This is a genomic window from Corynebacterium axilliensis, from assembly GCF_046097495.1.
Classification (GTDB): domain Bacteria; phylum Actinomycetota; class Actinomycetes; order Mycobacteriales; family Mycobacteriaceae; genus Corynebacterium.
Window position 1 is genome coordinate 1,910,638 of record NZ_CP175768.1, and the last position, 23,078, is coordinate 1,933,715.

Annotated in this window: 25 protein-coding genes; 16 read left to right on the forward strand and 9 right to left on the reverse strand. The window is 65.2% G+C overall.

The window, feature by feature from the left end; translation table 11 throughout:
* Nucleotides 1-149: 149 nt before the first annotated feature.
* Nucleotides 150-680 carry a membrane lipoprotein lipid attachment site-containing protein gene (locus ACKFR8_RS09170; protein WP_306508200.1) on the reverse strand — a complete coding sequence of 177 codons (531 nt, stop codon included), beginning with the start codon at nucleotides 678-680 and terminating at the stop codon, nucleotides 150-152.
* A 104-nt stretch (nucleotides 681-784) separates the two neighbouring features.
* Here ACKFR8_RS09170 and ACKFR8_RS09175 point away from each other — a divergent pair, with 104 nt between their 5' ends.
* Together ACKFR8_RS09175 and ACKFR8_RS09180 are read left to right on the forward strand one after the other, a co-directional pair.
* Nucleotides 785-1,612, forward strand: coding sequence for an esterase/lipase family protein (locus ACKFR8_RS09175; RefSeq protein ID WP_408929857.1), 828 nt, complete (start codon nucleotides 785-787; stop codon nucleotides 1,610-1,612).
* Nucleotides 1,612-1,926 (forward strand): CHY zinc finger protein, encoded by a 315-nt coding sequence (locus ACKFR8_RS09180; RefSeq protein WP_408929858.1) that lies wholly within the window; start codon nucleotides 1,612-1,614, stop codon nucleotides 1,924-1,926. The genes ACKFR8_RS09175 and ACKFR8_RS09180 overlap by 1 nt, the downstream gene beginning before the upstream one ends.
* Before the next feature lie 17 nt (nucleotides 1,927-1,943).
* Here the strand turns inward: ACKFR8_RS09180 and ACKFR8_RS09185 are convergent, their stop codons facing one another.
* On the reverse strand, nucleotides 1,944-2,480 hold the full coding sequence (locus ACKFR8_RS09185) for a hypothetical protein (RefSeq protein ID WP_373692304.1): 537 nt from the start codon (nucleotides 2,478-2,480) through the stop codon (nucleotides 1,944-1,946).
* A 44-nt stretch (nucleotides 2,481-2,524) separates the two neighbouring features.
* Nucleotides 2,525-3,832, reverse strand: coding sequence for a M20/M25/M40 family metallo-hydrolase (locus ACKFR8_RS09190; protein WP_408929859.1), 1,308 nt, complete (start codon nucleotides 3,830-3,832; stop codon nucleotides 2,525-2,527).
* A gap of 78 nt (nucleotides 3,833-3,910) precedes the next feature.
* Here ACKFR8_RS09190 and bioB point away from each other — a divergent pair, with 78 nt between their 5' ends.
* From bioB to ACKFR8_RS09205, 3 genes are read left to right on the forward strand one after another with little or no spacing between them, the layout of a single operon-like run.
* The gene (gene bioB / locus ACKFR8_RS09195) at nucleotides 3,911-4,891 is read left to right on the forward strand and encodes a biotin synthase BioB (protein ID WP_306508208.1); all 981 of its coding nucleotides are present in this window, start codon (nucleotides 3,911-3,913) and stop codon (nucleotides 4,889-4,891) included.
* Nucleotides 4,891-5,157: a biotin synthase auxiliary protein BsaP gene (locus ACKFR8_RS09200; protein WP_408929860.1), complete on the forward strand. Its 267-nt coding sequence runs from the start codon at nucleotides 4,891-4,893 to the stop codon at nucleotides 5,155-5,157. Before bioB ends, ACKFR8_RS09200 begins: the two co-directional genes overlap by 1 nt.
* A gap of 15 nt (nucleotides 5,158-5,172) precedes the next feature.
* Nucleotides 5,173-6,090, forward strand: a complete 918-nt coding sequence (locus ACKFR8_RS09205; RefSeq protein ID WP_408929861.1) for a Sir2 family NAD-dependent protein deacetylase — start codon at nucleotides 5,173-5,175, stop codon at nucleotides 6,088-6,090.
* Here the strand turns inward: ACKFR8_RS09205 and ACKFR8_RS09210 are convergent.
* Nucleotides 6,079-6,849: an esterase/lipase family protein gene (locus ACKFR8_RS09210; RefSeq protein ID WP_408929862.1), complete on the reverse strand. Its 771-nt coding sequence runs from the start codon at nucleotides 6,847-6,849 to the stop codon at nucleotides 6,079-6,081. The two genes, ACKFR8_RS09205 and ACKFR8_RS09210, sit on opposite strands and share 12 nt — an antisense overlap.
* Nucleotides 6,850-6,930: 81 nt before the next feature.
* Between ACKFR8_RS09210 and ACKFR8_RS09215 the strand changes: the two genes are divergently transcribed.
* The 7 genes from ACKFR8_RS09215 to ACKFR8_RS09245 all read left to right on the forward strand — a co-directional run bounded on the left by ACKFR8_RS09215 (nucleotide 6,931) and on the right by ACKFR8_RS09245 (nucleotide 12,359).
* On the forward strand, nucleotides 6,931-7,356 hold the full coding sequence (locus ACKFR8_RS09215) for a MarR family winged helix-turn-helix transcriptional regulator (RefSeq protein ID WP_408929863.1): 426 nt from the start codon (nucleotides 6,931-6,933) through the stop codon (nucleotides 7,354-7,356).
* Nucleotides 7,357-7,367: 11 nt separating this feature from the next.
* Nucleotides 7,368-8,771 (forward strand): AMP nucleosidase, encoded by a 1,404-nt coding sequence (gene amn, locus ACKFR8_RS09220; RefSeq protein ID WP_408929864.1) that lies wholly within the window; start codon nucleotides 7,368-7,370, stop codon nucleotides 8,769-8,771.
* 85 nt (nucleotides 8,772-8,856) lie between these two features.
* Nucleotides 8,857-9,372, forward strand: coding sequence for a phosphoribosyltransferase (locus ACKFR8_RS09225; protein WP_408929865.1), 516 nt, complete (start codon nucleotides 8,857-8,859; stop codon nucleotides 9,370-9,372).
* Nucleotides 9,372-10,823 carry a SulP family inorganic anion transporter gene (locus ACKFR8_RS09230; RefSeq protein ID WP_408929866.1) on the forward strand — a complete coding sequence of 484 codons (1,452 nt, stop codon included), beginning with the start codon at nucleotides 9,372-9,374 and terminating at the stop codon, nucleotides 10,821-10,823. The genes ACKFR8_RS09225 and ACKFR8_RS09230 overlap by 1 nt, the downstream gene beginning before the upstream one ends.
* 46 nt (nucleotides 10,824-10,869) lie before the next feature.
* Nucleotides 10,870-11,352: a ferritin gene (locus tag ACKFR8_RS09235; protein WP_306508216.1), complete on the forward strand. Its 483-nt coding sequence runs from the start codon at nucleotides 10,870-10,872 to the stop codon at nucleotides 11,350-11,352.
* A gap of 88 nt (nucleotides 11,353-11,440) precedes the next feature.
* Nucleotides 11,441-11,848, forward strand: a complete 408-nt coding sequence (locus ACKFR8_RS09240; RefSeq protein ID WP_306508217.1) for a hypothetical protein — start codon at nucleotides 11,441-11,443, stop codon at nucleotides 11,846-11,848.
* Nucleotides 11,781-12,359 carry an HAD-IA family hydrolase gene (locus ACKFR8_RS09245; RefSeq protein ID WP_408929867.1) on the forward strand — a complete coding sequence of 193 codons (579 nt, stop codon included), beginning with the start codon at nucleotides 11,781-11,783 and terminating at the stop codon, nucleotides 12,357-12,359. Before ACKFR8_RS09240 ends, ACKFR8_RS09245 begins: the two co-directional genes overlap by 68 nt.
* Nucleotides 12,360-12,427: 68 nt before the next feature.
* On the opposite strand, the gene ACKFR8_RS09250 is transcribed toward ACKFR8_RS09245, so the two are convergent.
* Both ACKFR8_RS09250 and ACKFR8_RS09255 read right to left on the reverse strand, forming a co-directional pair.
* Nucleotides 12,428-13,504 (reverse strand): HNH endonuclease signature motif containing protein, encoded by a 1,077-nt coding sequence (locus tag ACKFR8_RS09250; RefSeq protein WP_408929868.1) that lies wholly within the window; start codon nucleotides 13,502-13,504, stop codon nucleotides 12,428-12,430.
* Between the two features lie 45 nt (nucleotides 13,505-13,549).
* Complete coding sequence (locus ACKFR8_RS09255) at nucleotides 13,550-14,620, reverse strand: ROK family protein (RefSeq protein ID WP_408929869.1); 1,071 nt, start codon at nucleotides 14,618-14,620, stop codon at nucleotides 13,550-13,552.
* A gap of 97 nt (nucleotides 14,621-14,717) precedes the next feature.
* Between ACKFR8_RS09255 and ACKFR8_RS09260 the strand changes: the two genes are divergently transcribed.
* The 3 genes from ACKFR8_RS09260 (at nucleotide 14,718) to ACKFR8_RS09270 (ending at nucleotide 18,377) form a co-directional block, all read left to right on the forward strand.
* Nucleotides 14,718-15,287, forward strand: coding sequence for an LOG family protein (locus tag ACKFR8_RS09260; protein ID WP_408929870.1), 570 nt, complete (start codon nucleotides 14,718-14,720; stop codon nucleotides 15,285-15,287).
* 68 nt (nucleotides 15,288-15,355) lie between these two features.
* The gene (locus ACKFR8_RS09265) at nucleotides 15,356-17,020 is read left to right on the forward strand and encodes a DUF885 domain-containing protein (RefSeq protein ID WP_408929871.1); all 1,665 of its coding nucleotides are present in this window, start codon (nucleotides 15,356-15,358) and stop codon (nucleotides 17,018-17,020) included.
* Nucleotides 17,021-17,126: 106 nt separating this feature from the next.
* Nucleotides 17,127-18,377, forward strand: a complete 1,251-nt coding sequence (locus ACKFR8_RS09270) for an ATP-binding protein (protein ID WP_296134385.1) — start codon at nucleotides 17,127-17,129, stop codon at nucleotides 18,375-18,377.
* Here ACKFR8_RS09270 and ACKFR8_RS09275 read toward each other — a convergent pair.
* On the reverse strand, nucleotides 18,357-19,409 hold the full coding sequence (locus ACKFR8_RS09275; protein WP_408929872.1) for an AbrB family transcriptional regulator: 1,053 nt from the start codon (nucleotides 19,407-19,409) through the stop codon (nucleotides 18,357-18,359). The genes ACKFR8_RS09270 and ACKFR8_RS09275 overlap by 21 nt on opposite strands.
* A 22-nt stretch (nucleotides 19,410-19,431) precedes the next feature.
* Between ACKFR8_RS09275 and ACKFR8_RS09280 the strand changes: the two genes are divergently transcribed.
* On the forward strand, nucleotides 19,432-20,202 hold the full coding sequence (locus tag ACKFR8_RS09280) for a TSUP family transporter (RefSeq protein WP_408929873.1): 771 nt from the start codon (nucleotides 19,432-19,434) through the stop codon (nucleotides 20,200-20,202).
* Between the two features lies 1 nt (nucleotide 20,203).
* Here ACKFR8_RS09280 and ACKFR8_RS09285 read toward each other — a convergent pair whose 3' ends face one another.
* Both ACKFR8_RS09285 and ACKFR8_RS09290 read right to left on the reverse strand, forming a co-directional pair.
* Nucleotides 20,204-22,456 carry an ATP-dependent RNA helicase gene (locus ACKFR8_RS09285; protein ID WP_408929874.1) on the reverse strand — a complete coding sequence of 751 codons (2,253 nt, stop codon included), beginning with the start codon at nucleotides 22,454-22,456 and terminating at the stop codon, nucleotides 20,204-20,206.
* Nucleotides 22,449-23,063: a sugar O-acetyltransferase gene (locus ACKFR8_RS09290; protein WP_408929875.1), complete on the reverse strand. Its 615-nt coding sequence runs from the start codon at nucleotides 23,061-23,063 to the stop codon at nucleotides 22,449-22,451. Before ACKFR8_RS09290 ends, ACKFR8_RS09285 begins: the two co-directional genes overlap by 8 nt.
* Between the last annotated feature and the right edge of the window lie 15 nt (nucleotides 23,064-23,078).

Below are 23,078 nucleotides of genomic sequence, written 5' to 3' on the forward strand. Positions count from 1 at the left end.
GACAAGTGGACAGGTGGAAATTCTCGGGAGATGCTCTTTAAAAAGCGATGTTGCGCTGCCATCGTGAACGTCACACCCTGTGACAGCCCCGCATGATGATGCGGGGCTGTAGTCGTTTTCAGAATCCAGTCCTCCCGGTGGCGCACGGCCTAAGCGCTTTGCCAGCGCATCCTGCCATCAGATGCGGGTGCGCACGTCATAGGGACGCCTCGCTTTGATACGCCGCTACCTCCGTTGCAATACGCGCCGGGGTGAACGTAGTTCTGTTGTACGGCGGGTGCTTCATACACAGCGGCGGCTTCTTGAACTGGGGGATTCGCTGCCAACATTTCGTCGGCGCACTGTTGTGTCCAGCCAGAGGTTCCATCGCTGAAGAATGTGGTTCCGGTTTCGTGCAGTGAGACGTCACCGCAGGATTCGATGGTTTTCTCCATCGGAGAAGGCTGCGCCGCACTGGGAGCCTCGGTAAAGCCAATGACTTCTTCTTGTGGGTGATCAACGCCGATATTCTCGGTGCTGTCCTCAGCGGCGGGGAGGGTGGGGTGTGGGGCCTCTTCGGTAATGCTCGTGCTTTCACTTGGCACCGTCTCACTCTCAAGAGTGCTTGTGGAAGGCTCGACGTCGAGAGAGCAGCCGCTGAGCACAAAGAGCGCAGCAGCAAGAGAGAGAATTCGCTTCATTTCAGATCCTTTGTCTATCCATTCCTATGGTAGTGGCCGTCACTCCACTTGCGCACAGGAATGACACAGTAGGTGGCCAGAGTTGGAGGATAAACTAATCGCTCATGAAAAACGGCATTCTGCAGCGCGCCTTCCTCGCCATCCTTCTCGGCACTTCCGCACCGGTTCCGGCTCATGCTGAGTCCATGGAAACCTCCGCTGCGCAGGGTCTGGGCATCAATGATCCGGATTGTAAGGCCACGGGCTCTGTCACTGAACCCGTCGTTTTATTGCATGGAACTTCGGCAAATTCAGCCGAATGGAACGACCTCATCCCGAAGCTGAAGGACCAGGGTATGTGCGTGTGGGCCTTCGACTATGGAGCGGATGACCTGACCTACCAGAACGCCTACGACTATATGAAGGGCATTGCGGATCTGGATTCTTCTGGGCGCGAAATAGCTGGGCAGATTGAACATATTCGTGAGGTCACCGGCCAAGACAAGGTAAACCTCGTCGGCTTCTCACAGGGCGGGCTGCACACCAAGACCTTCACGCAGCTGTATGGCTCAGCAGAAGAAGTAAACCGAGTGGTCACCATCGGCGCAAACTTCCACGGGACGTCGTGGGGCGACAGAGCAACGCCCCTCAACACTGCGGCAAAAATCGCCCCCGATGTGGTCAATTTCGTTGGTACCAGCGCCGGTATTCAGCAATTGCAGGGCTCAAGTTTTATGGAGGAGCTCAACCAGTTGCCGGACACCGCGCCCGGTATCACCTACACGTCTATCTATTCGCCAGCGGATAACACCGTGACACCGAACCAGACTTCGGAGCTGCGCGCTGTGCCTGGTGCGGACGTGGCCAACGTGGAGTCCGCCCCCGTCGACCATGGGCAGTTGCCCCATGACCCGCGCGTGCACGAGCAGATCATATGGGGGCTGACGCGCTAATGACACAGATTCAAGGAGCTATCGACGGGCAGGGCCGGTGCCGTCACTGGCATACGCTTGTCGACGTTGTCGCGAACAAGTGCCACACCTGCGGCGGCTGGTTCGCCTGTTCGCTCTGTCATACGGAGCTCACCGACCACGAGTTTGGCGCGATGCCGAAGGAGGAGCTGTGCGTGATGTGCGGGGCGTGCGGTCAGCAGATGACGTATGCCGAGTACGCCGGCGATGAACTAGGCCCGGCATATAAATGCCCCGCGTGCGGGCATGCCTTCAATACCGGCTGCGCGCTGCACGCGGGGACGTATTTCCGCTAGGACTTTAAGGCTGCTGCTTAGGGCAGCAGCGGGGCCAGCGGGGTGCCCTCGACGAGGGTCTTGAGGTAGGCCAGCAGGTCCGGGAGGTAGAAGGTGTAGTTGCCGAAGGCCACCGGGAACATCGGGAAACCGTTGTTGGCCGGAGCCGGGGCAGACTGGCCGCCATGGTTAGGGGCCGGTGCCGGCTGGTTCTGGTTCGCAGGCGCCGGAGCAGCTTGGTGGTTGCCGCCGTTGTTGGCGGGGGCCGTATTGCTGTTACCGGCGTTGTTGCCGCCACCGTTCAGGCCACAGCGAGCGATAGCCTCGTCGGCGCGGGCAACGGCGTCACGGATTTCGCCGCCGCGCGGGTGGAAGTTAGCGGCGGCCAGCGCCTGGGACTTCTTGCTGTTGTAGTCGGAGGGGTTGGTGTAGTACTTCGCGGCCTGCTCACAGGAAATCTGGCCGGCCGGAACCTTGGCTAGGTAGTCATCGACCATGTCGGCAGATGCGGCAGGGGCGGAAAGGCCGACGGTGAGGGCAGTGGCAGCGGAACAGAGGGCAAGCTTGTTTCTCATGCGCCACATTGTGCCACACCTTTTACACTTTTGCGCTAGTGCTCCTACCGCAGGAAGCGTTTTACCAGCGAAGAATACGCTTTCACAGTGAGATCCAAGTCTTCCAAATAGAGATGCTCGTCGTGGCTGTGTAGCTGCGAGTTTGCGCTGGCCATATCCCGATCCGCAGCATGCAACGCGAAGCCATAGGCATTGCCGCCTCGGCGGCGGGCCACGCGCAGATCTGATCCTCCTGTCGCTAGCACCGGCAGTACTTCCTTATTCGGGAAGAACTCGTGGGCGGTCTCCTCGATGCAGCGCCACAGCTCAGTATCCGTGGAGGACTGCGTGGCGTCCTCAGTAATAAGGTGCTCGATTTCCACCTCATCGGTCATATCGCCGAGGGCTGCGCGCAGGAAGTCATCGAGATCCTCCTGCGTCTGACCGGGGAAGGGGCGGATGTCCATCTCCAGGTAGGCGTGGGAGGGCAGTACGTTAATCGCCCCGCCGGCGCGCAACACCGTTTCGGAGATCGTCGTGTGCGAGAACGCATGGGCATAAGCGGCGAGGTTGCCAAAATTCTCGTAGTCGGCGGCGGTAGCGGAGCCGTCGAGAAGCGCGGCTTCCGTTTCCGGGTCGAAGCGGAAGGTCTTGACAAAGCTCTGCCACACCTCGTCGGTGGCCACGGGCGGCTCAGCCGCGGCGATGCGGCGCGCCACCTCACCAATCTTGACGATGGCAAAGTCCTTGCCAAACGGCGTCGAGCCGTGGCCGGCATCGCCGTGCACGTGCAGGCGGCGCTGGCCCGCGCCCTTTTCGCCCACGTTGAAACCCAGCGCGCCGGGCAGGTGGCTGCCGCCGGTTTCCGAAAGGCAGTTGCGCACCGAGTACGCCTCCGGATGGTGCTCATCCATCCAGATGGAGCCCAGGCCGCCGCGGGCCTCCTCGTCTGCCATGCCGACAAACGCCAGGGTGCCGCCAGGGTTGCCGCGCTTGGCCACGTCCCTCGTTACCGCCGCCATCGTCGCCGTAATAAAGAGCATGTCCACCGCGCCGCGGCCGTAGAGCTTGCCGTCCTCAATGACGGCGTCGAATGGCGGCTTGGTCCACTTGGGCTCGTCCACGGGGACGACGTCCGTGTGGCCCATGAGTGTGAGCGGCTCCTTGTCCGGATCACCTGGCACGGTCACCACGATGCTGACTCGGCCCGGGTGGGACTCGTAGCGCTGAATCTCCACCGGGGTGCCCTCGAAGAACTTCTCCAGGGTGTCGGCGTTGCGGACCTCGTCGCCGGAATCCGGTGTGAGGTCGTTGACGCAGGCGTTGCGGATGAGTTCTTGGAGCAGGGCCAGGGTGTCGTCGTAGAGAGTCATGGCCCTCAAGGGTAGTCCGCGGAAGGAAAAGGCGGAGATTTTCCACAACTTGAACGCCGTTCAAGTAAGGTTTCCGTCATGAGCATCGTAGATATCGCCCGCGACAAGGCCCTGGAGCAGGGCATCGGACTCAACGAAGAGGAACTCCTCCAGGTCCTCCAGGTTCCTGATGAGCAGCTGGAAGAGATTGCTGACATCGCCCACAAGACCCGCCTGAAGTGGTGCGGCCCGGACGTCTCCGTGGAAGGCATCATCTCCATTAAGACCGGCGGCTGCCCGGAGGACTGCCACTTCTGTTCGCAGTCCGGCCTCTTTGAATCCCCGGTGCGCGCCGCCCGCCTCAACATCCCGGAGCTGGTGGAGGCCGCGAAGAAGACCGCCAAGTCCGGCGCCACCGAGTTCTGCATCGTCGCCGCGGTGAAGTCCCCGGACGAGAACCTCTTGAGCCAGGTCGCCGAGGCCATCCCGGCCATCCTGGACGAGGTGGACATTGAAATCTCGCTGTCCCTGGGCACGCTCACCCGGGAGCAGGCGCAGCGCCTCAAGGACATGGGCGCCCAGCGCTACAACCACAACCTGGAGACCTCCAAGTCCTTCTTCCCCAACGTGGTCACCACCCACACCTGGGAGGAGCGCAAGGAGACCCTCGATCACGTCCGCGCGGTGGGCATGGAGGTCTGCTCCGGCGGCATCATCGGCATGGGCGAGTCCCTGGAGGACCGCGCTGAGTTTGCCTACCAGCTCGCCCAGATTGAGCCGTGCGAGGTTCCGATGAACTTCCTAGACCCGCGCCCGGGCACCCCGTTTGCGGATCGCCCCTTGGTCCCGCTCGGTGAGGCGCTGCGCGCGGTGGCCGCTTTCCGTTTGGCCATGCCGTCGGTGACCCTGCGCTTTGCGGGCGGCCGCGAGCTCTCCCTCGGAGACGACGGCACGGAGCAGGGCCTCCTCGGTGGCATCAACGCCATCATTGCCGGCAACTACCTCACCACGCTGGGCAAGCAGATTGAGAAGGACGTCGACATGCTCGGCCGCATCGACCTGCCCATCAAGGCCCTCTAATGGCCCCTTCACCAGGCGGGTCGACGGAGCTCGTCGCCGCCGTCCTCGCGGGCGAGGAACCACTGTTCCACCCCAATACCGGCAAGCCGCTGAGTGAGAATTTTCCTCTCCACCCAGCGGCGGCGGCTGGCCTCGACGTGCCGCGCTACTGCCAGCTGTGCGGGCGCCGCATGGTGGTGCAGGTGCGCCCGGACGGCTGGAACGCGCGCTGCTCCCGCCACGGCGAGCTCGACTCTGAGGATATCTACGAGGAGACGCTGGGCTAGCTAGAGTGGGCGCCCATGGATCCCTTTGACGCCCACCAGTCCGCGCTGCGCTCGATCTCCCGCGTCGTCACCGAGATCGCGTCCCCCACGCCGGACGCGCAGGCGCTTGGCGACGTCTCCCGGCAGCTCACCCGCGGCGCCGTCATGGTCCTCACGGGCGCGGGCGTTTCCACGGAATCGGGCGTGCCGGACTACCGCGGCCCGAACGGCACGCTCAGCCGCCACCGGCCTATGACCTACCAGGAGTTCCTCCACGACCCGGAGGCCTCGCACCGTTACTGGGCCCGGGCGTTTGTGGGCTGGCGGGTGATGCAGGCCGCCTACCCCAACCGCACGCACTATGCCCTGGTGGAACTCGAGCGCGCCGGGCTGCTGAGCGGCCTGGTCACGCAGAACGTCGACGGCCTGCACAAGGAGGCAGGCCAGCAACGGCTTATCGCGCTGCACGGCGACATGGAGCACGTCATCTGCTTAAGCTGCGACGTCGAGGAAGCGCGCGGGGACTACGACGCCCGCGCGGCCGCGGCCAACCCCGGCTATCTGGAGCGCTGGGTGGTCGATGATGCGGACGTGAACCCCGATGGTGACGTGGCTTTAAGCCAGCAGGCTGTCGCGGAATTCCGGATGCCCGGCTGCGTGCACTGTGGTTCCCAGAAGCTCAAACCAGACGTGGTTTACTTCGGCGAACCCGTGCCGAAGGAGCGAAGGGACGCGGCCTATGCGCTGCTGGAGCGCTCGGAGTCCCTGCTGGTGGCGGGCTCCTCGCTGGCGGTGATGAGCGGCTTCCGCTTCGTGCTCGAGGCCAAGAAGCAGGGCAAGCGCGTGGCCACCATCAACGGCGGGCCGGGGCGCGCCGACGACCGCGTGGATACCCTGTGGCGCACGCAGGTAGGCCCGGCCTTCGACGCGCTCTTGGACGAGCTAGACCTCTAAGTCCGCCAGATCCTCGCGCACCAGCGCGCACACGCGCTTATCCAAGGGCATGTTCTCGTGCCGCACGATGGCCCAGCGGTCGGTGTCTTGCACGTAGAAGTTGCGCACACCCTCGCCCTCGAGGAAGCAGGAGCTGGGCGGGACCACGACGATGTCGGAGCGAGTGGCAATGCACGTGTACGTCACGCCCGGCTCAACCTCGGTGCCGTGGGCTGCGCCGTTGGCGGCGGCGATGATGTCACTGCCGGCGATTTGTTGGCGGCCGGCGGGGCCAAACCAGGCGTCGATAAGCGAGCGCATCACGCCCTCCTGCCGCTCGTTGCGCACCAGCTGATTGGTGATGCCGCCCTCCGTCGTGCCGTGGTTGGGGGCGCTCAGGCACACCACGTGCCGCACCTTCTCCGCTGTCTGGTAGCGGCGCATCCAGTAGCGCGCCAGCAGCCCGCCCTGGGAATGGCCCACCAGGATAACCTGTTGTGCGCCGGTGACCTGGAGGACCGCCTCGATGTACGCGCCGAGCTGCCGGGCCGATTCCGGGATGGGGCCGGTGGCGCGCTGGCCGTAATCCGAGGCGAAGACCGCCCAGCCGTCCGCGCGCAGGCGCGACGCCAGCTCCTGCCAGATGCCCTTGGTATCGCACGTGCCGTGGATGAGGATGACCGGCCACGGGCGCTGTGCGGTGGGGCGGGCGGACCAGTCGTCCTCGAAGACGCCGCGCGCCGGGATGCGCGCGCCGAGGGGAAGGGAAGGAGGAACCATGATGCTCTCAGCTCAGATTAAGGAATTTATGTAGATTTTGCCCTTGCGCGGGTACCAAATATTTAGGGTAGGGTGGTCAACATGTCTCTCCACCTAGAAGACCAGCTTTGCTTTTCACTGTACCGCGCCGCGCGTTCCGTGATCCGTTCTTATGATCCTCTTCTGAAGGAACTTGGCATTACATATCCGCAGTACCTCATGCTGATGATCCTGTGGGACGTCAAGAAGCCGGTAACCGTGGACTACATGAAAGACCGTCTGCAGCCGGAGACCGGCACGTACGAGGGCCTGCTTGAGGGCCTGCAGGACGCCGGCCTGGCCACCGTGGAGGATGGCACCATCACCATCACGCAGAAGGGCATTGACTTGGAGCCCCGCGCGGTGTGCATCCCGGAGACCATCCTCAACGAGTACCGCAAGTCCGGCGTGGACCTCGTGGAGTTCCGCGAGTCCCTGGACATCGTGCGCGAAGCCGGTGACGCTGCCGAGATGCAGTACCCCAACTAGACTGGGCGGGCATGAGCGACCTGCAGCATGCCCACTCCGTCACCGAGGCGGTCAACCGCCTCTGCGAGCTTTATGACAGCTCCTGCGCCCTAGCGCGCGAAGCGCTCGCCTCTGGGGACCACGATGCCTACCGCCACGTGGTCTACCCCAAGATCACCGTGCAGGTCCGCCGGTGGACTCCCATCGACCGCTCTGAGCCCTTCGGCTACGTGGACCAAGAGGGACGCTATTCTGCGGTGATCTCCAAACCCTGGCTCATCCGCAGCTACCTCACCGAGCAGCTGACCAGGCTGACCAGCAACTACCCGTGCGATATGTACGTGGGCCAGTCGGATGAGCGGATTCCCCCGGAATACATCCGGGACGCCGGGCCACTGCCGCAAGATCGGGGAGAGATCCCGCGGCCCACCCTGGACGCGGTGAATGACGGCATCGTGGACGGCGCCTGGAAGGTCTTCCACGGCAAGGAGAAGCCGCTGTTCCACTTCGGCCCGCAGCGCTTCGACATCGCCTGCGCGCGCATCGAGCACTACACCGGCATCGAGGTGGACACGGTGCAGATGTACATCCTGTTCACCAACTACGCCATGCACACCACGGAGTTCGTCAAGTTCGGCCTGCGGGAGCTGGCGCGGGAGGATTCGCGTTACACGGCGCTGGTGCTGCCGACGGGGGAGACCATCCACTCCAATGACGCGGTGCTTCTCGACGTCGACGAGCTCACCCTCACCTCCCGCTACCAGATGCCGCGCTTTGATCTCATCACCGCCGGCGGCGATGGCATCACGATGATCAACATCGGCGTCGGCCCCTCAAACGCGAAGACCATCACGGACTGCTTGGCGGTCCTGCGCCCGGAGGCCTGGATCATGATCGGCCACTGCGCAGGGCTGGACGGCCGCATGCGCATCGGAGACCTCATTCTGGGCAACGCCTACCAGCGCGGCGACCACATCCTGGACAACACGGTGGCCACCGGCAACCCGATTCCCGCCATCCCCGAGATCCAGCGCATGCTCGAGGCTGCGGTGGATGAGGTCTACGGCGAGGACAACTCCCTGATGCGCACCGGCACGGTGCTCTCCACCGATGACCGCAACTGGGAGTGGCGGACCTCCCGCGACCTGTGGGAGTGGCTGCGCCACTCCACCGCCGTGGCCGTGGACATGGAGTCGTGCACGCTGGCGGCCAACGGCTACCGCTACCGCATCCCCTACGGCACGCTGCTGTCCGTCTCCGACCTCCCGCTGCATGCGGTACCCAAGCTTCCGGCCCAAGCGCAGGCCTTTTACTCCAACTCGAAAGAAGCGCACGTCATGTGCGCGGTGCGCGCGGTGGAGGCTTTAGCCGAAAACCCGGAGCGCCTGCGCACCCGCAAGTTGCGCCGCACCGTGGCGGAGGTCCCCTTCCGCTGACATTTGCACCCCGCCGGGGTTTGCGGCGTGGGGCGTGGTGGATAGACTAGGGGAAATGACAATTCTGGCGAAGGAGACCTAGACCATGAGCACACCGGAGTGGTGGAACCCGGAACGCGAAAACCTGACGTGGGAGGTCTTCGGCGAGGCCAGCCGCTACCTGTCCCAGCAGATCGTCGAGTCCGGCTGGTTCCCGGACCTCATCGTGGGCGTGGCCCGCGGCGGCCTCATCCCCGCCGGCGCCATCGGTTACGCCATCGGCGTCAAGGAGATGGGTGCGATCAACGTGGAGTTCTACACTGACATCGGCCAGACCCTCCCGGAGCCCATCCTGCTCAACCCGCAGCTGGATACTGACTCGCTCAAGGACAAGAAGGTCCTCGTTGTCGACGATGTGGCCGATTCCGGCAAGACGCTCGACCTCGTGGTCAACCTCCTCGAGCAGACCGCCTCCGAGGTGAAGTCCGCCGTCATCTACACCAAGCCCACCACCATCTTCGAGCCGGACTTTTCCTGGAAGAAGACCGACCAGTGGATCAACTTCGCCTGGTCCGTCCTGCCGGTCATTACCCGCGATGGCTCCCACAAGGAAGGTCATTAATGCCAGAAGCCTCCGCCGGATCTTTCCGCGCGGCCTGCAGCTCGCCCGCCCGCCTCCGCCAGGAGGTGTTTGGCGGGCTTGCTGTTGCGCTCGCCCTCATTCCGGAAGTTTTAAGTTTCTCCATCCTCGCCGGCCTCGACCCGAAGGTGGGCCTGTTCGCCTCCGTCATCATGGCGCTGTCCATTGCGCTCACCGGCGGGCGCCCGGCGATGATCTCCGCCGCCGCCGGCTCGGTGGCCGTGGTCATCGCGCCGCTGGCGCACGAGCACGGCCTGCAGTACGTGCTGCTCACCATCTGGATGGCGGGGATTATGCAGGTGGTGATGGGCGCGGTAGGCGTCGCTAAGCTTATGCGTTTTATCCCCCGCAGCGTCATGACCGGATTCGTCAACGCCCTGGGCATCCTCATGTTTACCGCGCAGCTGCCGCACCTGCGCGGCGTGCCCTGGCTGGTGTACGCGCTGGTGGCGCTTGGCCTGGCCATCATGGTGCTGTGGCCGCGGCTGACCACCGTCGTGCCCGCGCCGCTGGTGACCATCCTCGTGGTCAGCGCCCTGGTGGTGGCGTGCGGCTGGGACGTGCCGGACGTGGCGGACCAGGGCGAGCTGCCCACGTCGCTGCCCGGCTTTGTCATCCCGGACGTGCCGTGGACCAGCGAGACGTTCCTGCTGTGCCTGCCCTACGCGCTGGGCGTGGCGCTCGTCGGCCTCATGGAGTCCCTGCTGACCGCCAAGCTTGTCGACGACATCACGGACACCCACTCCGACAAGACCCGCGAGTCAATCGGCCAGGGCATTGGCAACATCCTCGCCGCCGCGATTGGCGGCATGGGCGTGTGCGCCATGATTGGCCAGACCATGATCAACGTCAAGGATTCGCGGGCGCGCACGCGCCTGTCCACGTTCCTCGCCGGCGTCTTCCTCCTCATTCTCATCCTGGTGCTGGGGGAGACGGTGGGGCGCATCCCCATGGCCGCGCTGGTGGCGGTGATGCTCATGGTGTCCTTCCACACGGTGGACTGGCATTCGGTGCGCACGCTGCACCGCATGCCGTGGAGCGAGACGGCCGTCATGCTCGTCACCGTGGCGGGCACGCTGCTGACGAAGAACCTGGCGGTCGGCGTGGTGCTGGGCGTCGTGGTGGCGTCGGTGGCGTTCGCGCGGCGCGTGGCGCACCTGGTGTCGGTGGAGCTGGACGGCAACGTGTATACCGTCCGCGGCCAGCTTTTCTTCGCCTCCTCCAACGACTTGGTCTACGCCTTCGACTACACGCTGCCGGTGGACCAGGTCATCGTGGACTTCTCGCAGGCGGAGGTGTGGGACGCCTCGACGGTAGCGGTGCTGGACTCGGTGTCGAGCAAGTACGCCGCGCGCGGGGTGGAGGTCGAATTCCGAGGCCTGGACGGGGCGAGCTTGGAGCGCTACCGCCGGCTCAGCGGAGACCTGGGCTAAATTTCGGTATCCTGGGTGCTCTCCCGACTAGAAAGGATCCACCACCATGGATGAGAAGCTGCAAACCCTCCTCAACGCACAGGTCAACAACGAGCACGCCGCCGCGCTGGTCTACACCCAGCTGGCTTATGAGATGGAGAACCTCTCCTTCCCGGGCATGAGCGCGTGGTTCTACAAGCAGGCGGAGGAGGAGCGCGAGCACGCTAAGAAGTTCGCCGATCACCTGCTGGATCGCGGCTACCGCGTGGAGCTGGAGGACATCCAGGTGGGCGCGGTCAAGGCGGCCACCCCGCTCGATGCCTTCGAGGCTTCCCTGGCGCATGAGCAGAAGGTGTCGGAGCAGATTCGTGAGATTGTCCGCACGGCGGATGAGGTGGGGGACTTGGACTCCCGCCAGCTGCTCAACTGGTTCCTGGATGAGCAGGTGGAGGAGGAGGCGACGGTCTCCGGTGTTATCGAGCAGCTCAAGCTGGCCGGGGACAACGGTTCGGGCCTGCTGCTTGTCGACACTTCCCTGGCCGAGCGCTAAGTCACCGGCCCATAACGACGGGTAACGAAGCCATATAAATTGCGTTATTTCTCCCACGGCCCGAGTGGTTGGTGGGAGAATTACTTTTATGACTAGAACGCGGCTGATGCTCATTATCGGTGCCCTGGCTGGGCTGGCGATTGCACTGGTGGGTGGCACTTGGCTGGCGTCGACGAATGTGGCGTTGGGGACGTTTTTCTTTGCCCTTGCCCTGATGCTGGGTCCGTTTGCGGGCGTGGCGCTGTTGGTGTGCGCCGGGGCGGCATCGACGGCACTGAGCCGTTCGCTGTTTAGTGTGGGCGGCTTGCTGCTGGTGGGGGCGCTGTCGACCCTGGGCGCGCTGCCGTGGGGGCAGGCGGCGGTGGCGCTGCCAATGTTCGTCGGCGGGACGCTGACCGGGGCGGTGGCCGTGTGGCTACACTGGGCCCATGTCCACACTGCTCTTCGATCTGTACGGCGTGCTTCTGCGCTCGGCCACGCCGGCCGACCACGCTGAACTCGAACGCTATGTGTGCCCGGAGGATCCGGAGCACTTTTGGTCCGTCTATGAGGAGCTGCGGCCTGCCTACGATGCAGGCCAAGTGAGCGATTCGCAGTATTGGGGCCGCATCCGCGCCATGACGCACGTGGGGCCCTTTGAGGTCTCGCGCGCCGTGGATCTCGATACCGACCATCTGCTCTCCGCGGACCCCGCGATGGTGGACGTGGTCCTGCGCCTCATTGGGGAGGGGCACAGCGTGGGCGTGCTCTCCAACGTTCCCGCCTCCTTGGCCGCGAAGGTCCGGGCGACCCAGCCGTGGTTGGGAGAGTGCGCGGCGGTGACGCTGAGCTGCGATATCGGCGTGGCCAAGCCCAAGGAGGAGGCCTACCGGGTGGCGGTGGAGGCGCTCGGCGCCAGCGTGAAGGAGACCCACTTTTTCGACGACCGGCCCGACTTCGTGGCCGGCGCCGAGCGCGCGGGGCTGAATGCGCACCTATTTACGGGCATTGACTCGGTGCGCTTCTAAGAAGGATCGCCGAATTCCCCGTCAACCTGGTGTGGTTGGCGGGTTTCGTTGTGGCTCTGCGCAGGTTTCTAACCTGCGCCTGGTGGTTTCTCGGCGGTGAGTCTGGTGAGGGCTTGTTGGTATTCGGGGGTGGCGGTGATTGGTGCGCCCCAGGGTGGGATGTAGCCGATGCCGCCGGGCATTCTGAAGACGTAGCCTCTTCCTGTGGGTTTCGACGGGTCATCATCGTTGATGCCGTTGTGGTAGGCGCACAGGAAGGTCAGGTTCTTGATGTTGGTGAAACCGCCTGCCTGCCAGGGGATGATGTGGTGGACCTGGCAGTAATCCGCCGGCTTGTTACAGCCTGGTCTGGAGCAGGTTTGGGTTTCGGCACACAGGGTGAGGCGTTGTTTCCAGTTTGCGTGGCGCTCTATCCGGTAGGAGTTGATAGGTCCTTCGACGGGGTGGACGATAGTGGCATAGCCAATCTCAGCAAACTTATGGGTGAGGAATTCCGCCCCAGTCATGCGGGCACCGTTGGTGAGTTGGAGTTCGATTTCGTCACCGTCTCCGTTGATGATGCGGTCGAATTCGTCCAGGGTGACTACGACTTGGGCGTGCACAGCGGGCCTGGTGCCGGTGTTACCGCCCAGGATGGCGGTTGTGGCGGCGTCTAGCAGGTTGGTGGGGTTGATGGATTCGAGGGTGCCGCGGATATCGGCGATGACGGTGGGTGTGTCGGTGATGGTGACGGAGTTGGGCCCCTGTGTGCGGTAGGTGAACCGTACCCCGGGTTTCTGGGCGCGTTTGGTGCGCAGTTCTTTGAGGCGTTTGGTGGCAACCTCGCGGATGCGATGTGCGGGTGTGGCGGCCAGCCGGGCGCGCAGGTTCCAGGCGTCGAGTTCTTTCTTGACGCGGGAGGTGTAGGACTCGATGAGGTTAAGGATGCTCAGGCCGTGGGCGTGGTGTTGGGCGGCGGTGCGGGCTTTGCGTTGTTTACCACTAAAGCGGGTAGGGCCGAAGTAGATGCGGTGCAGGCGTGCGAGTTCAGCGGCGTCGGCTGTATCGGCGCCGAGCGCGCGGAGCTTGTCGGGTGAGCTGGATGCGTGTTCCACTAGCGCGATCCCCGAGTTGCGGTAGTGGAAGTAGGTTTCTAATACCCCCATGACCAGAAAGACTAGGCCAAGGGGGTACACCCCGCAACCGGAGAGCTAGGCCGCGTTGAGCTCGCGGCTTAGATCCAGCGGCACGCGCAGCAGCGGGTCGAGCGCCACGGCGCGGGTGCAGGCGCGGACGATCTCCGTGTGCGCAGGGATCAGGCGCAGCTCCGTCGGGTGGGGGCAGGCCTGACGCACGGCGGAGGCGAAGAGCTTCGGCGCGGCGGGGTCGTCCACAAAGGCGCCGCCCGCCACGACGAGGGTGTCCGGCTGGTGCTCCGCCAGCAGCTCGGCGGCGATGGTGCCGAGGGTGCGCGCGCGATCGTCGAGAAGCGCCCGGGCGTTGGGATCCTGCACGGCATCGGCGAAGGTGGGGGCCGAGGTGGCGTCGAGAAGCGCCTGCGTGGCCAGGGACTCCGGGGCGTCGAGCGGCAGCTGCGTGATCTCATCGGTGGTGGTCAGGGCCGCGCCCACCGAATCGTCCGCGTACAGCACCATGACCGGCTTCTCGCTGCCCAGCTGCGTGGACTGCGTCTCGGAGCCGAGGATGGCGGGGACGACGGAGGAGACAACCACGGGCACACCAAACTGGTACTCCAGGCGGCTGGTGATGTCCATGCGGTTCCAGCCCAGGTTGGGGGCGGTGACCAGGCCGGAGTCGTCGACGCTACCGGAGGTGGTCACGCCCACCGAGACCAGGCGGCGGTCCAGGCCCGTCATCAGGCGGTTCATGTCGGCGATGATGTGCTCAATGACGTCGCCCTCACTCAGCCGCGAGATGGGGGTTGCCACGTCCTCCTCACACAGGGTGCGGCCCTTGGTGTCGTAGAAGGCGATGCGGGTGAACGCGGTGCCCACCGCCACTCCGGCGAGCATCCAGTTGTTGTCCGCCACTTCCAGGGGCACGGTGGGGCGCCCGCGGCCGCGGGACTGGGTGAGGTCGGTGCGCTCCTGGATGAGGCCCGCGCCGAGGAGAGCGGAGGTGGCGCGCGTGATGGTGGGTTGGGATAGCCCTGTGGCTTCGACCAGCTCGCTGCGGGTGACGATGGGGGTCAGTCGAATCAGGTGGAGGCACTTCGCCGCCGGAGTGCGGGGTCGGGTGAACACGGGGCCGGGTTTGATCATGGGGCAAGTATAAATTCAGCAGACCGCATTGTCTAATAGAAATTGTCTGTCAGTAGACATCATGGTCTAGGCGAGCGGTTGGGATACAGTTGAACGCATGGATTCTGTTGCTGTGTATTGCGGCTCCGCCGCGGGAAACTCACCGGCCTACGCGGAGGCGGCGCGCCAGTTGGGAGAAGAACTCGCGCGCCGCGGCCTGACCTTGGTATATGGCGGCGGCAACGTGGGGCTTATGGGCATCGTCGCGGATGCGTGCCTGGACGCCGGGGGAACCGTCGTCGGCGTCATCCCGGAGCAGCTGGTGGACTTGGAGCTCTCCCACCCGCGCCTGAGCACCCTCGAAGTGGTGAAGACCATGGCGCAGCGCAAGACGCGCATGGAGCAGCTCGCCGGGGCCTACGTGTGCCTGCCCGGCGGCGTGGGCACGCTGGAGGAGCTCAGTGAGGTCCTCACGCTCCAGCAGCTGGGCAACCTGGACGGCCCGGTGGGCCTGGTGGACGTCGATGGCTTCTGGCAGCCCTTCGCCGGGCTGTATCACTCGATGGCGCAGGCGGGATTCGTGCAACAGCGCTTCGTCGACGCGCTGGTCATGGACCCGTCGCCGGCCGCGGTGCTCGACGCCTTCGCCGCGTGGCAGCATCCGGGCACCAAGTGGGACAACAATTAGCTAACAACCTGGTAAAAAGGCGCTGCTGGGTTGGCCCTTAAGGCGGGTCATCGTTAGACTTCGCCCTTATGAGTTTTGACCAGACCATGGAGTCGCGCCAACCTTCCCTGTTGGACGCGTCGTGCGACAACTTCGTCCACGACCTCGCGCAGCTCACGCCTACCGACGCCACCGCGTGGGGCATCCCCGGTTTCGATGGGGAGCTCGAGGACTTTTCACCGTCCTACTACGAGTCCGTGGCTGACCGCACCCGCGAGATGCTGGCGGATCTCGACGCGTTGGATGACACCACCGACGAATCCGACGACGAGGACGATTTCGACGAGGTGGACTACGTCACAGCCGCGGTGCTGCGAGACCGCCTCTGCCTGGACCTGGACCTGCACCACGCCGGCGAGGACATCCGCTGCCTCAACAACATCGCCTCCCCGGTGCAGACCATCCGCGATACGCTCATGCTCATGCCGCGGGACACCCCGGAGCAGCTCGACGTCCTGCGCTCGCGCCTGTCGAAGGTCCCGGCGTCGCTAAGCGGCTACAAGGACTCCCTGAAGGAGGCGGCGTCGCGCGGCATGGTGGCCCCGCAGCGCCAGATTTCGGAGGTCTTCGTCCAGTCGGAGCGCCTGGCCGACGCCGGATCGATGCTCGAGGACCTCGGCGTGGAGGGCCCCGAGGTGGATGCGGCCAAGGAGGCCTTCGGCGAGTTCGCTGACTGGCTGTCAAATGAGCTGCAGCCGCAGGCCCCCTCCAAGGATGCGGTGGGCCGCGACCGCTACGAGCGCTTCTCCCGGCTCTTCGTGGGCGACGCCGTGGATCTGGATGAGGCCTACGAGTGGGGCCTGGACCAGGTGCGCGCCATCAAGGCGGAGCAGGAGAAGATCGCCCATAGTTTGTACGGCACGGACACCTCCGTGCGCGCGGCGATGCGCAAGCTCAACGAGGAGGAGCGCTACCAGCTGCACGGCACCGACGCGCTGGTGGAGTGGATGCAGTCCACCGCGGACCGGGTCATTGGGGAGCTCAACGGCACGGCCTTCGACATTCCGGACGAGATCCGCGAGATCGAGTGCTGCATCGACCCGGCGGGCACCGGCGGCATCTTCTACACGGCGCCGTCGGATGACTTCTCCCGCCCGGGCCGCATGTGGTGGTCCGTGCCCGCGGGCCAGGAGCTGTTCCACACGTGGCAGGAGCTGACCACGGTGCACCACGAGGGCGCTCCGGGCCACCACCTGCAGCTGGGTTCCGCGCTGACGCAGCCGGATCTGAACCTGTGGCGCCGCGCGGTGACGTGGAACTCCGGCCACGGCGAGGGCTGGGCGCTGTACGCGGAGGCGCTCATGGCGGAGCTGGGCTACATGGATGACCCGGGCTTCCGCATGGGGCTTCTCGACGCGCAACGGTTCCGCGCCGCGCGCGTCGTCGTGGACATCGGACTCCACCTGGGCAAGGCGCTGCCGGACTGCACGACGTCCGGCGCGTGGGACAAGTCCCACGTCAAGACGTTCATGCGGGAGAACACCGCCATGGATGACGCCAATCTCAACTTCGAGGTCACCCGCTACCTGGGCTGGCCGGGCCAGGCGCCGTCCTACGCGTTGGGCCAGCGCCTGTGGAAGGACACCCGCCGGGCCGCCACGGAGCAGGGCATGGACGTGCGCGACTTCCACTCCCAGGCCCTGGCCTTGGGCTCGGTGCCGATGTCCATCCTGCGCCACGCCATCCTGGACTAAATCCCCAGGTCGACAGCCAGACTCTTGGATTTATCCACTAGTGACTCTTGGATTTATCCACTAGTGACTCTGTGATTTATCCATTTTTCGGGCTAAGGTACTTTGTATGTACCTGCCCCGAATCGTTGATGCAGAAGTCGAGAGAGGGCTTCGCGTTGCCGGAGCGCTCTTCCTCAAAGGCCCACGCGCGAGCGGGAAAACCTCAACGGCGCGCCAGTTTGCCAAATCTGCCATACAACTTGACCGTGATTCTCCAGAGGCAAATCTTGCACGCATGCAACCGGCATTGGGGCTTGAAGGCGCACGGCCGCGGCTTATTGATGAGTGGCAGGTTGTCCCTGCCATCTGGAATGAGGTGCGCCATGCAGTGGATGACTCCCCGGAGAAAGGGCAGTTTCTTCTTACGGGTTCCTCCACGCCCGATGATGATGCCATCCGGCATTCGGGCGCAGGGCGAATTCGTTCCATTCAACTGCGCACGTTGAGCTTGGCGGAGCGAGGAATTGCTGCTGACCGGGTATCACTGGGGTCCATCATTGCTGGCAATCAGGCCCCGACCTCTGGAACAGATGCTAGCGTGGCAGATTATGCTCGGTGGATCGTTGCAGGTGGTTTTCCGGAATTCTTTGACCTTGATCCTCTCGATGCGCAGGAAGGCATGGAATCCTATCTGACGGAAATGAGCGAGCACGATTACCCCGAACTCGGCGGACCGAGACGCGATCCGCGCCGGTTCCAATCTTTCCTTCGTGCCTATGCCGGACTAGTTGCCCAACCGGCTACCGCTGCTGCGATTCGCAAACGCATTGGTGAACTCAGCAGCGCTACCTCGACACCGGCCGCGGAGACTGTCAATGTCATTCACGATTTCGCTACGCGCCTGTTCCTCGTTGAGGACCAACCGGCTTGGTCACCACGTACTCGTTCGAAGACTTCGATGGTTCAAATGCCTAAACGCCAGCTGGCTGATCCAGGTTTGGCTGCTGCTTTGTTGGGAGCAGGGCCAGACAAACTGCTTGAGGATCTAGAGACTTTAGGCATCCTCTTCGAGGCGCAGCTTGTGCACGATTTGCGTGTTTATGCGCAAGCTCTGCGAGCGCGAGGGGCATTCCACTTGAGGGATATGAAGGGGCGCGAAGAAATTGATGCAGTAGTGGAGCTTCGAGATGGTTCGTGGGTGGGGTTTGAAGCGAAGCTTTCTCACAATGAGGTCGAAAATGCGGCGGCACACCTTAAGCACGTAGCCGCGAAACTTTCCACGCCACCTGCAGCGCTGATAGTTGTGATTCCGAGTGGTCCCGCTTTCCAGCGCCCGGATGGGGTATGGGTAGTTCCACTAGCGGCGCTTGCGGAATAGCCCCAGGATCTGGGGCAGGTAGCCGGCGATGACGAGCACGATGATGAGCCGGATGATCTGCACCGCCACCACGGCGGGCCCAGCGCCGCCTTCCGCGGAGAGCGCCAGGACGGTCTCCAGCGCGCCGGGCGAGGTGGCCAGGTAGGCCTCGAAATAGGTGATGTCTAGCCACGCGGTCAGCGGCAGCGCGGTGAGCGCGCAGACCCCGATGACCACCACGATGAACAGGATCGTGGCGGGTAGCTGCTTAGCAAAGGACTTCAGCGCCGGCACCGACAGACCGCCGCCGCAGACCCAGCCGATGGACATAAACGCCAGGATCTTGAAGACGTACAGCGGCTCCAGCGTGTGGCCGGCGGGTAGGAACTGCGCCACGACGACGGTGAGGATGAGCGGGCCCAGCACGGCGGAGGCGGGCAGGTGGGCGAGCTTGCCCAGGCGCTCGCCCAGGATGGCGATGGCGACGGTGAGCAGCACGATCCACCAGGTGACCTCGCCGTCGACGCTCATGTCGACGCCGTGGCCCGCGGGGGCGTTAAGAAACGAGACCACCAGCGGTAGCGAGACCGACACCGCCAGCAGGCGCAGGTACTGGGTCAGCGCCACGTAGCGGTAGTCCGCGCCCAGCTCGCTGGCCAAAGCCGGCATGAGGGAGGCCCCGCCGGGCAGCATGGAGAGGATGCCCGTCTCCCAGGAGATGTCCTTGGGCTGCGCGCGGTGGAGAAGCACGCCGCCGGTGACGCCGACGAGCACGGTGATAAGGGAAATCGTCACCGCCGCCGGCACGAAGCCGACGAGCGTGGAGGCGGGTACCAGCGTGAGCGGGATACCCGCCATCATGCCGATGAAGCCGCGGGCCACGGCGTAGAAGTGGCGGTTGACGGACAGCTCCGTGCCCGTGCTAAGCGCCATCGCGCCGGCGACGACAATGGCGCCGAGGATCCACGCGGCCGGCACATGCAGGTAGCTCAACAGCGCCCCGAGGGCCAAGGAACCTGGGGCAACGATGGCCCACCGTGCGCGTGTAGACATGCGGACGAGTTTAATGGTCCTTATGGACTTTGGATTGAGCGGCTGGGCCATTCTCACCGTGGGGGCCGGCGTGGCCGGCTGGGTCGATGCAGTCATCGGCGGCGGTGGTTTGGTGCTCATCCCACTCATCTTGGCCGTCGCGCCGCAGCTGGCACCGGCCACCGCGTTGGCGACGAACAAGGTGGCGGCGGTGTCGGGCACGGCGTCGGCGGCTTATACCTTGGTCAAGAAGGTGCGCCCGCCGCAGGGCGAGCTCATCCGCATGGGGCTTACCGCGCTGGTGTGTTCCGTGCTGGGCGCGGCGGCAGCTGCACTCATGGACAAGGACGTCATGCGGCCGGTCATCATCGTGCTCATGGTGGCCGTGGGCGTCTTCGTGGCCTTCCGCCCTGACTTCGGCAGCGCTGACGGGGAGGGCCTGCGCGGCGGCTGGCGCACGTGGGCAGCGCTCGGCGCGGTGGCGGCCATCGCGTTCTACGACGGCATCTTCGGCCCCGGCACCGGCATGTTCCTCATCATGGCGTTTACCGCCATCTTCTCCCAGAACTTCCTCGCTTCCGCGGCGATGGCGAAGGTGGTGAACACGTGCACTAACGTCGGCGCCCTCGTGGTGTTCATCGCCGGCGGGCACGTGGAGTGGGCGCTGGCGCTGGTGCTCGCGGTGGCCAACATTGCCGGCGCGCAGCTGGGCGCGCGGACGGTGCTGGGCGGGGGAGCGAAGTTCATCCGCTACGCGCTGCTCACCCTCGTCGTGGTGATGAGCGTGTACCTGGCCTGGCAGCAGTGGGGCTAGGCTACATCCGGTTCTTTGTCTTCGCCGTGGCCACGGCGTTCCACGGGTCCTCGGGCCACGGGTGCTTGGGGTAGCGCCCGCGCATGTCGGCGCGCACGCCGGCGTAGGGCCCGGACCAGAAGCTGGCCAGGTCATCGGTGACCGCGAGGGGCCGGCCGGCAGGGGAGAGTAGGTGGAACTGCACGCGGTGCCCGCAGTAGACGGGGGATTCGGCCAGTCCGAAGCACTCCTGCAGCTTGATGGACACCACGGGGCGCTCGCCGGACCAGTCGATGCGCGCGTCGCGGCCGGAAGGCACGGGCAGGCGCTCCGGGGCTAGTTCGTCGAGGCGGCTGGCCTCCGGCCACGGCAGCAGGCGCTGGAGGGCGGGATACATGTCGGGCTTTAGGCCAGAGGCCAACTGGTGCAGCTCCGGTTCGAGCCACTCCAGGCTGGCGCTGTCACTATCGACGTCTGGCCAGGGATCCCCATAGGCCGCACGCAGGTGCCGGAGCCGGTCCCGCAGGTTCTGGGCCTTCTCGCTGAAGTGGAACAAACCCAGGCCTTGGCCGGAGTTGCGCAGGGCCGCAACGGCCTCGTCTCCAGAGACCTTCACCGGGGTCTCAGAAAGCACGATGGCACCGGCCGCGCGTACCCGCACCCCGCGGACCTTGGAGCCCTCAAGGAAGGCGCGGGTCTCCTCGGTGACGCCGACGATGTCGAGGGCGGCCGCTTCCTCGATGCGCACCGCGGAGCGGATGATGGGGTTGCCCGCGTTGGACAGCGACACCTCCGCGATGGCCAGCCACGGCGCGCCCGCCAACCCGGAGTTGTCGATAAGCCGCGCGCGGGTGCCGCTGGCCAGCAGGTAGTCTTCGCCCATGCGCTTGGCCACCTGCTCGGGGAAGGCGGTGGCCACGACCTCGCCCGGGTCGGCGGGGCCGCGGTCTTGGACTAGGCGCGCGAGACGCGTGACTTCCTTCTGCGGCGCGCGGTGGCGGGTGAGGTCGGTGACCGTGGGGGCGTCGCCAAGCGCGGCGATAATGGGCGCGGCCTGGCTGCCGTGACGCAGCAGCGCGGCCCCGAGGCGCGGATCCGTGGGCAGCAGGGCGAGCTCCTGGGTGGCGCCGATGCGCTTGAGGGTGGCCTGCGCGGCGGCGAGGGCCGGACCGGGCGGCGGATCCAGCAGCGGGAAGTCCGGGCCCGCGCCCCAGCAGTCCAGAAAGAGTGCTGCCTGGGTCAGATCCGCGGAGAGGATCTCCGGGGTGGTGTGCGGGGAAAAGTGCTGGTAATCGTCCTGCGAATAGCAGCGGATGACGGTGCCGGGCGCCTCACGGCCGGCGCGTCCGGCGCGCTGATCGGCGCTGCTTTTCGACGTCGACACGGTCACCAACCCACTCATCCCGCGCTGCGCATCGCGCTTGGGCACGCGCGCGAGGCCCGCGTCGATGACGGTGCGCACGCCCGGCACGGTCAGCGAGGATTCCGCGATGGAGGTCGCCACGACGATGCGCTGCTCGGTGGTGTAGAGCGCGGCGTCCTGCTCCGCGGTGGTCTGGCGGCCGTGCAGGGGATAGGCGTTGTGGTCGGCCAGCTCTTCGCACACGAGGTTGACCTCGCGCACGCCGGGGGCGAAGACCAGGGTGGACTCGTGCTGCTGGGCGGCCAGCCGGGCCACGCCTTTCCAGAACTCTCGGTCCCCGGCCGCGCGGCCGGCCAGGGGCTCGTACGTGATGTCCAGCGGGTAGGTCGCAGCTTCCGTGGTGTGGATGGGTGCGCCGCCCATGAGCTGGGAGAACCGGGCGGCGTCGACAGTAGCGGACATGGCGATGACGCGGAAGTCCTCGCGGAGCTGGGCCAGCTCCAGGCACATGCCGAGCACGAGGTCGGTGTCGAGCTGGCGCTCGTGCACCTCATCTATGGCAACAGCAGCCACGCCCTCAAGCTCCGGATCGCGCAAGAGCCTCCGCAGCAGCACGCCCGGGGTGACGAACTCCACCTCGTGGCCTGTGCGGGAATCCCCACGCACCGCGTAACCGATGCGCTGTCCGGAGAGCTCCTGGAGGCGGTTGGCCGCCGCGCGCACCGCCACGCGGCGCGGCGCGGTGACGATGACCTTGCCGCGGCCCTCGGCCTGATTAGCCAGCGCCGGCGGAACCAGCGTGGTCTTACCCGTGCCGGGCGGGGCCTGGATGACAACGTGGCCCTCGGACGGAAGCGACCCGATGGTCTCCAGGACGGGCAGGCCGCGGCCGATGGCGGCGAGATCAAACATCGAGATCCTGGCGCTCCCAGGCCTCCTCGTTGTCTACGAGCGTGCGCACCACGCGCCCCGGCGAGCCGAGCACCAGTGAGTTATCCGGGACGTCCCGAGTCACCAGCGTGCCCGCGCCCACGACGCAGTTCTTGCCCACGGTGATTCCGGGCAGCACCGTGACGTTGGCGCCGAACCACGTGTTGTCCCCGACTGTGATGGGCTGGGCTATCTCCCAGCCGTCTGCGCGCATCTCATGATCGTTGACCGGGTGGCCCACCGTGATGAGGGAGCAGTTCGGCCCCAGCATGACGCGATCTCCCAGCGTGACCGGTGCCTGGGCCAAGATGGTGGCCCCGAAGTTGATGAACACGCCTTTACCTACGGTGACGTTGCAGCCGTACTCCAGGTTGAGCGGCGCGTGGAGGCCCGGGACGTCGGATTCAGGGGAGAGCAGCTCGCGCAGGATCTCCCTCGCGCGCTCATGGTTGGTGTTTTGCAGCTCGTTGAGCTCCTTGACCAAGCGGAAGCCGCGCTGGTGCTCGGCGCTGACCTCGGCATTGACGCCGGGCATGTACCACTGCCTGCCGGCCATGCGTTCAAAGGAACCAGTATCAGGGTGATTCATGCTCACCATCCTATT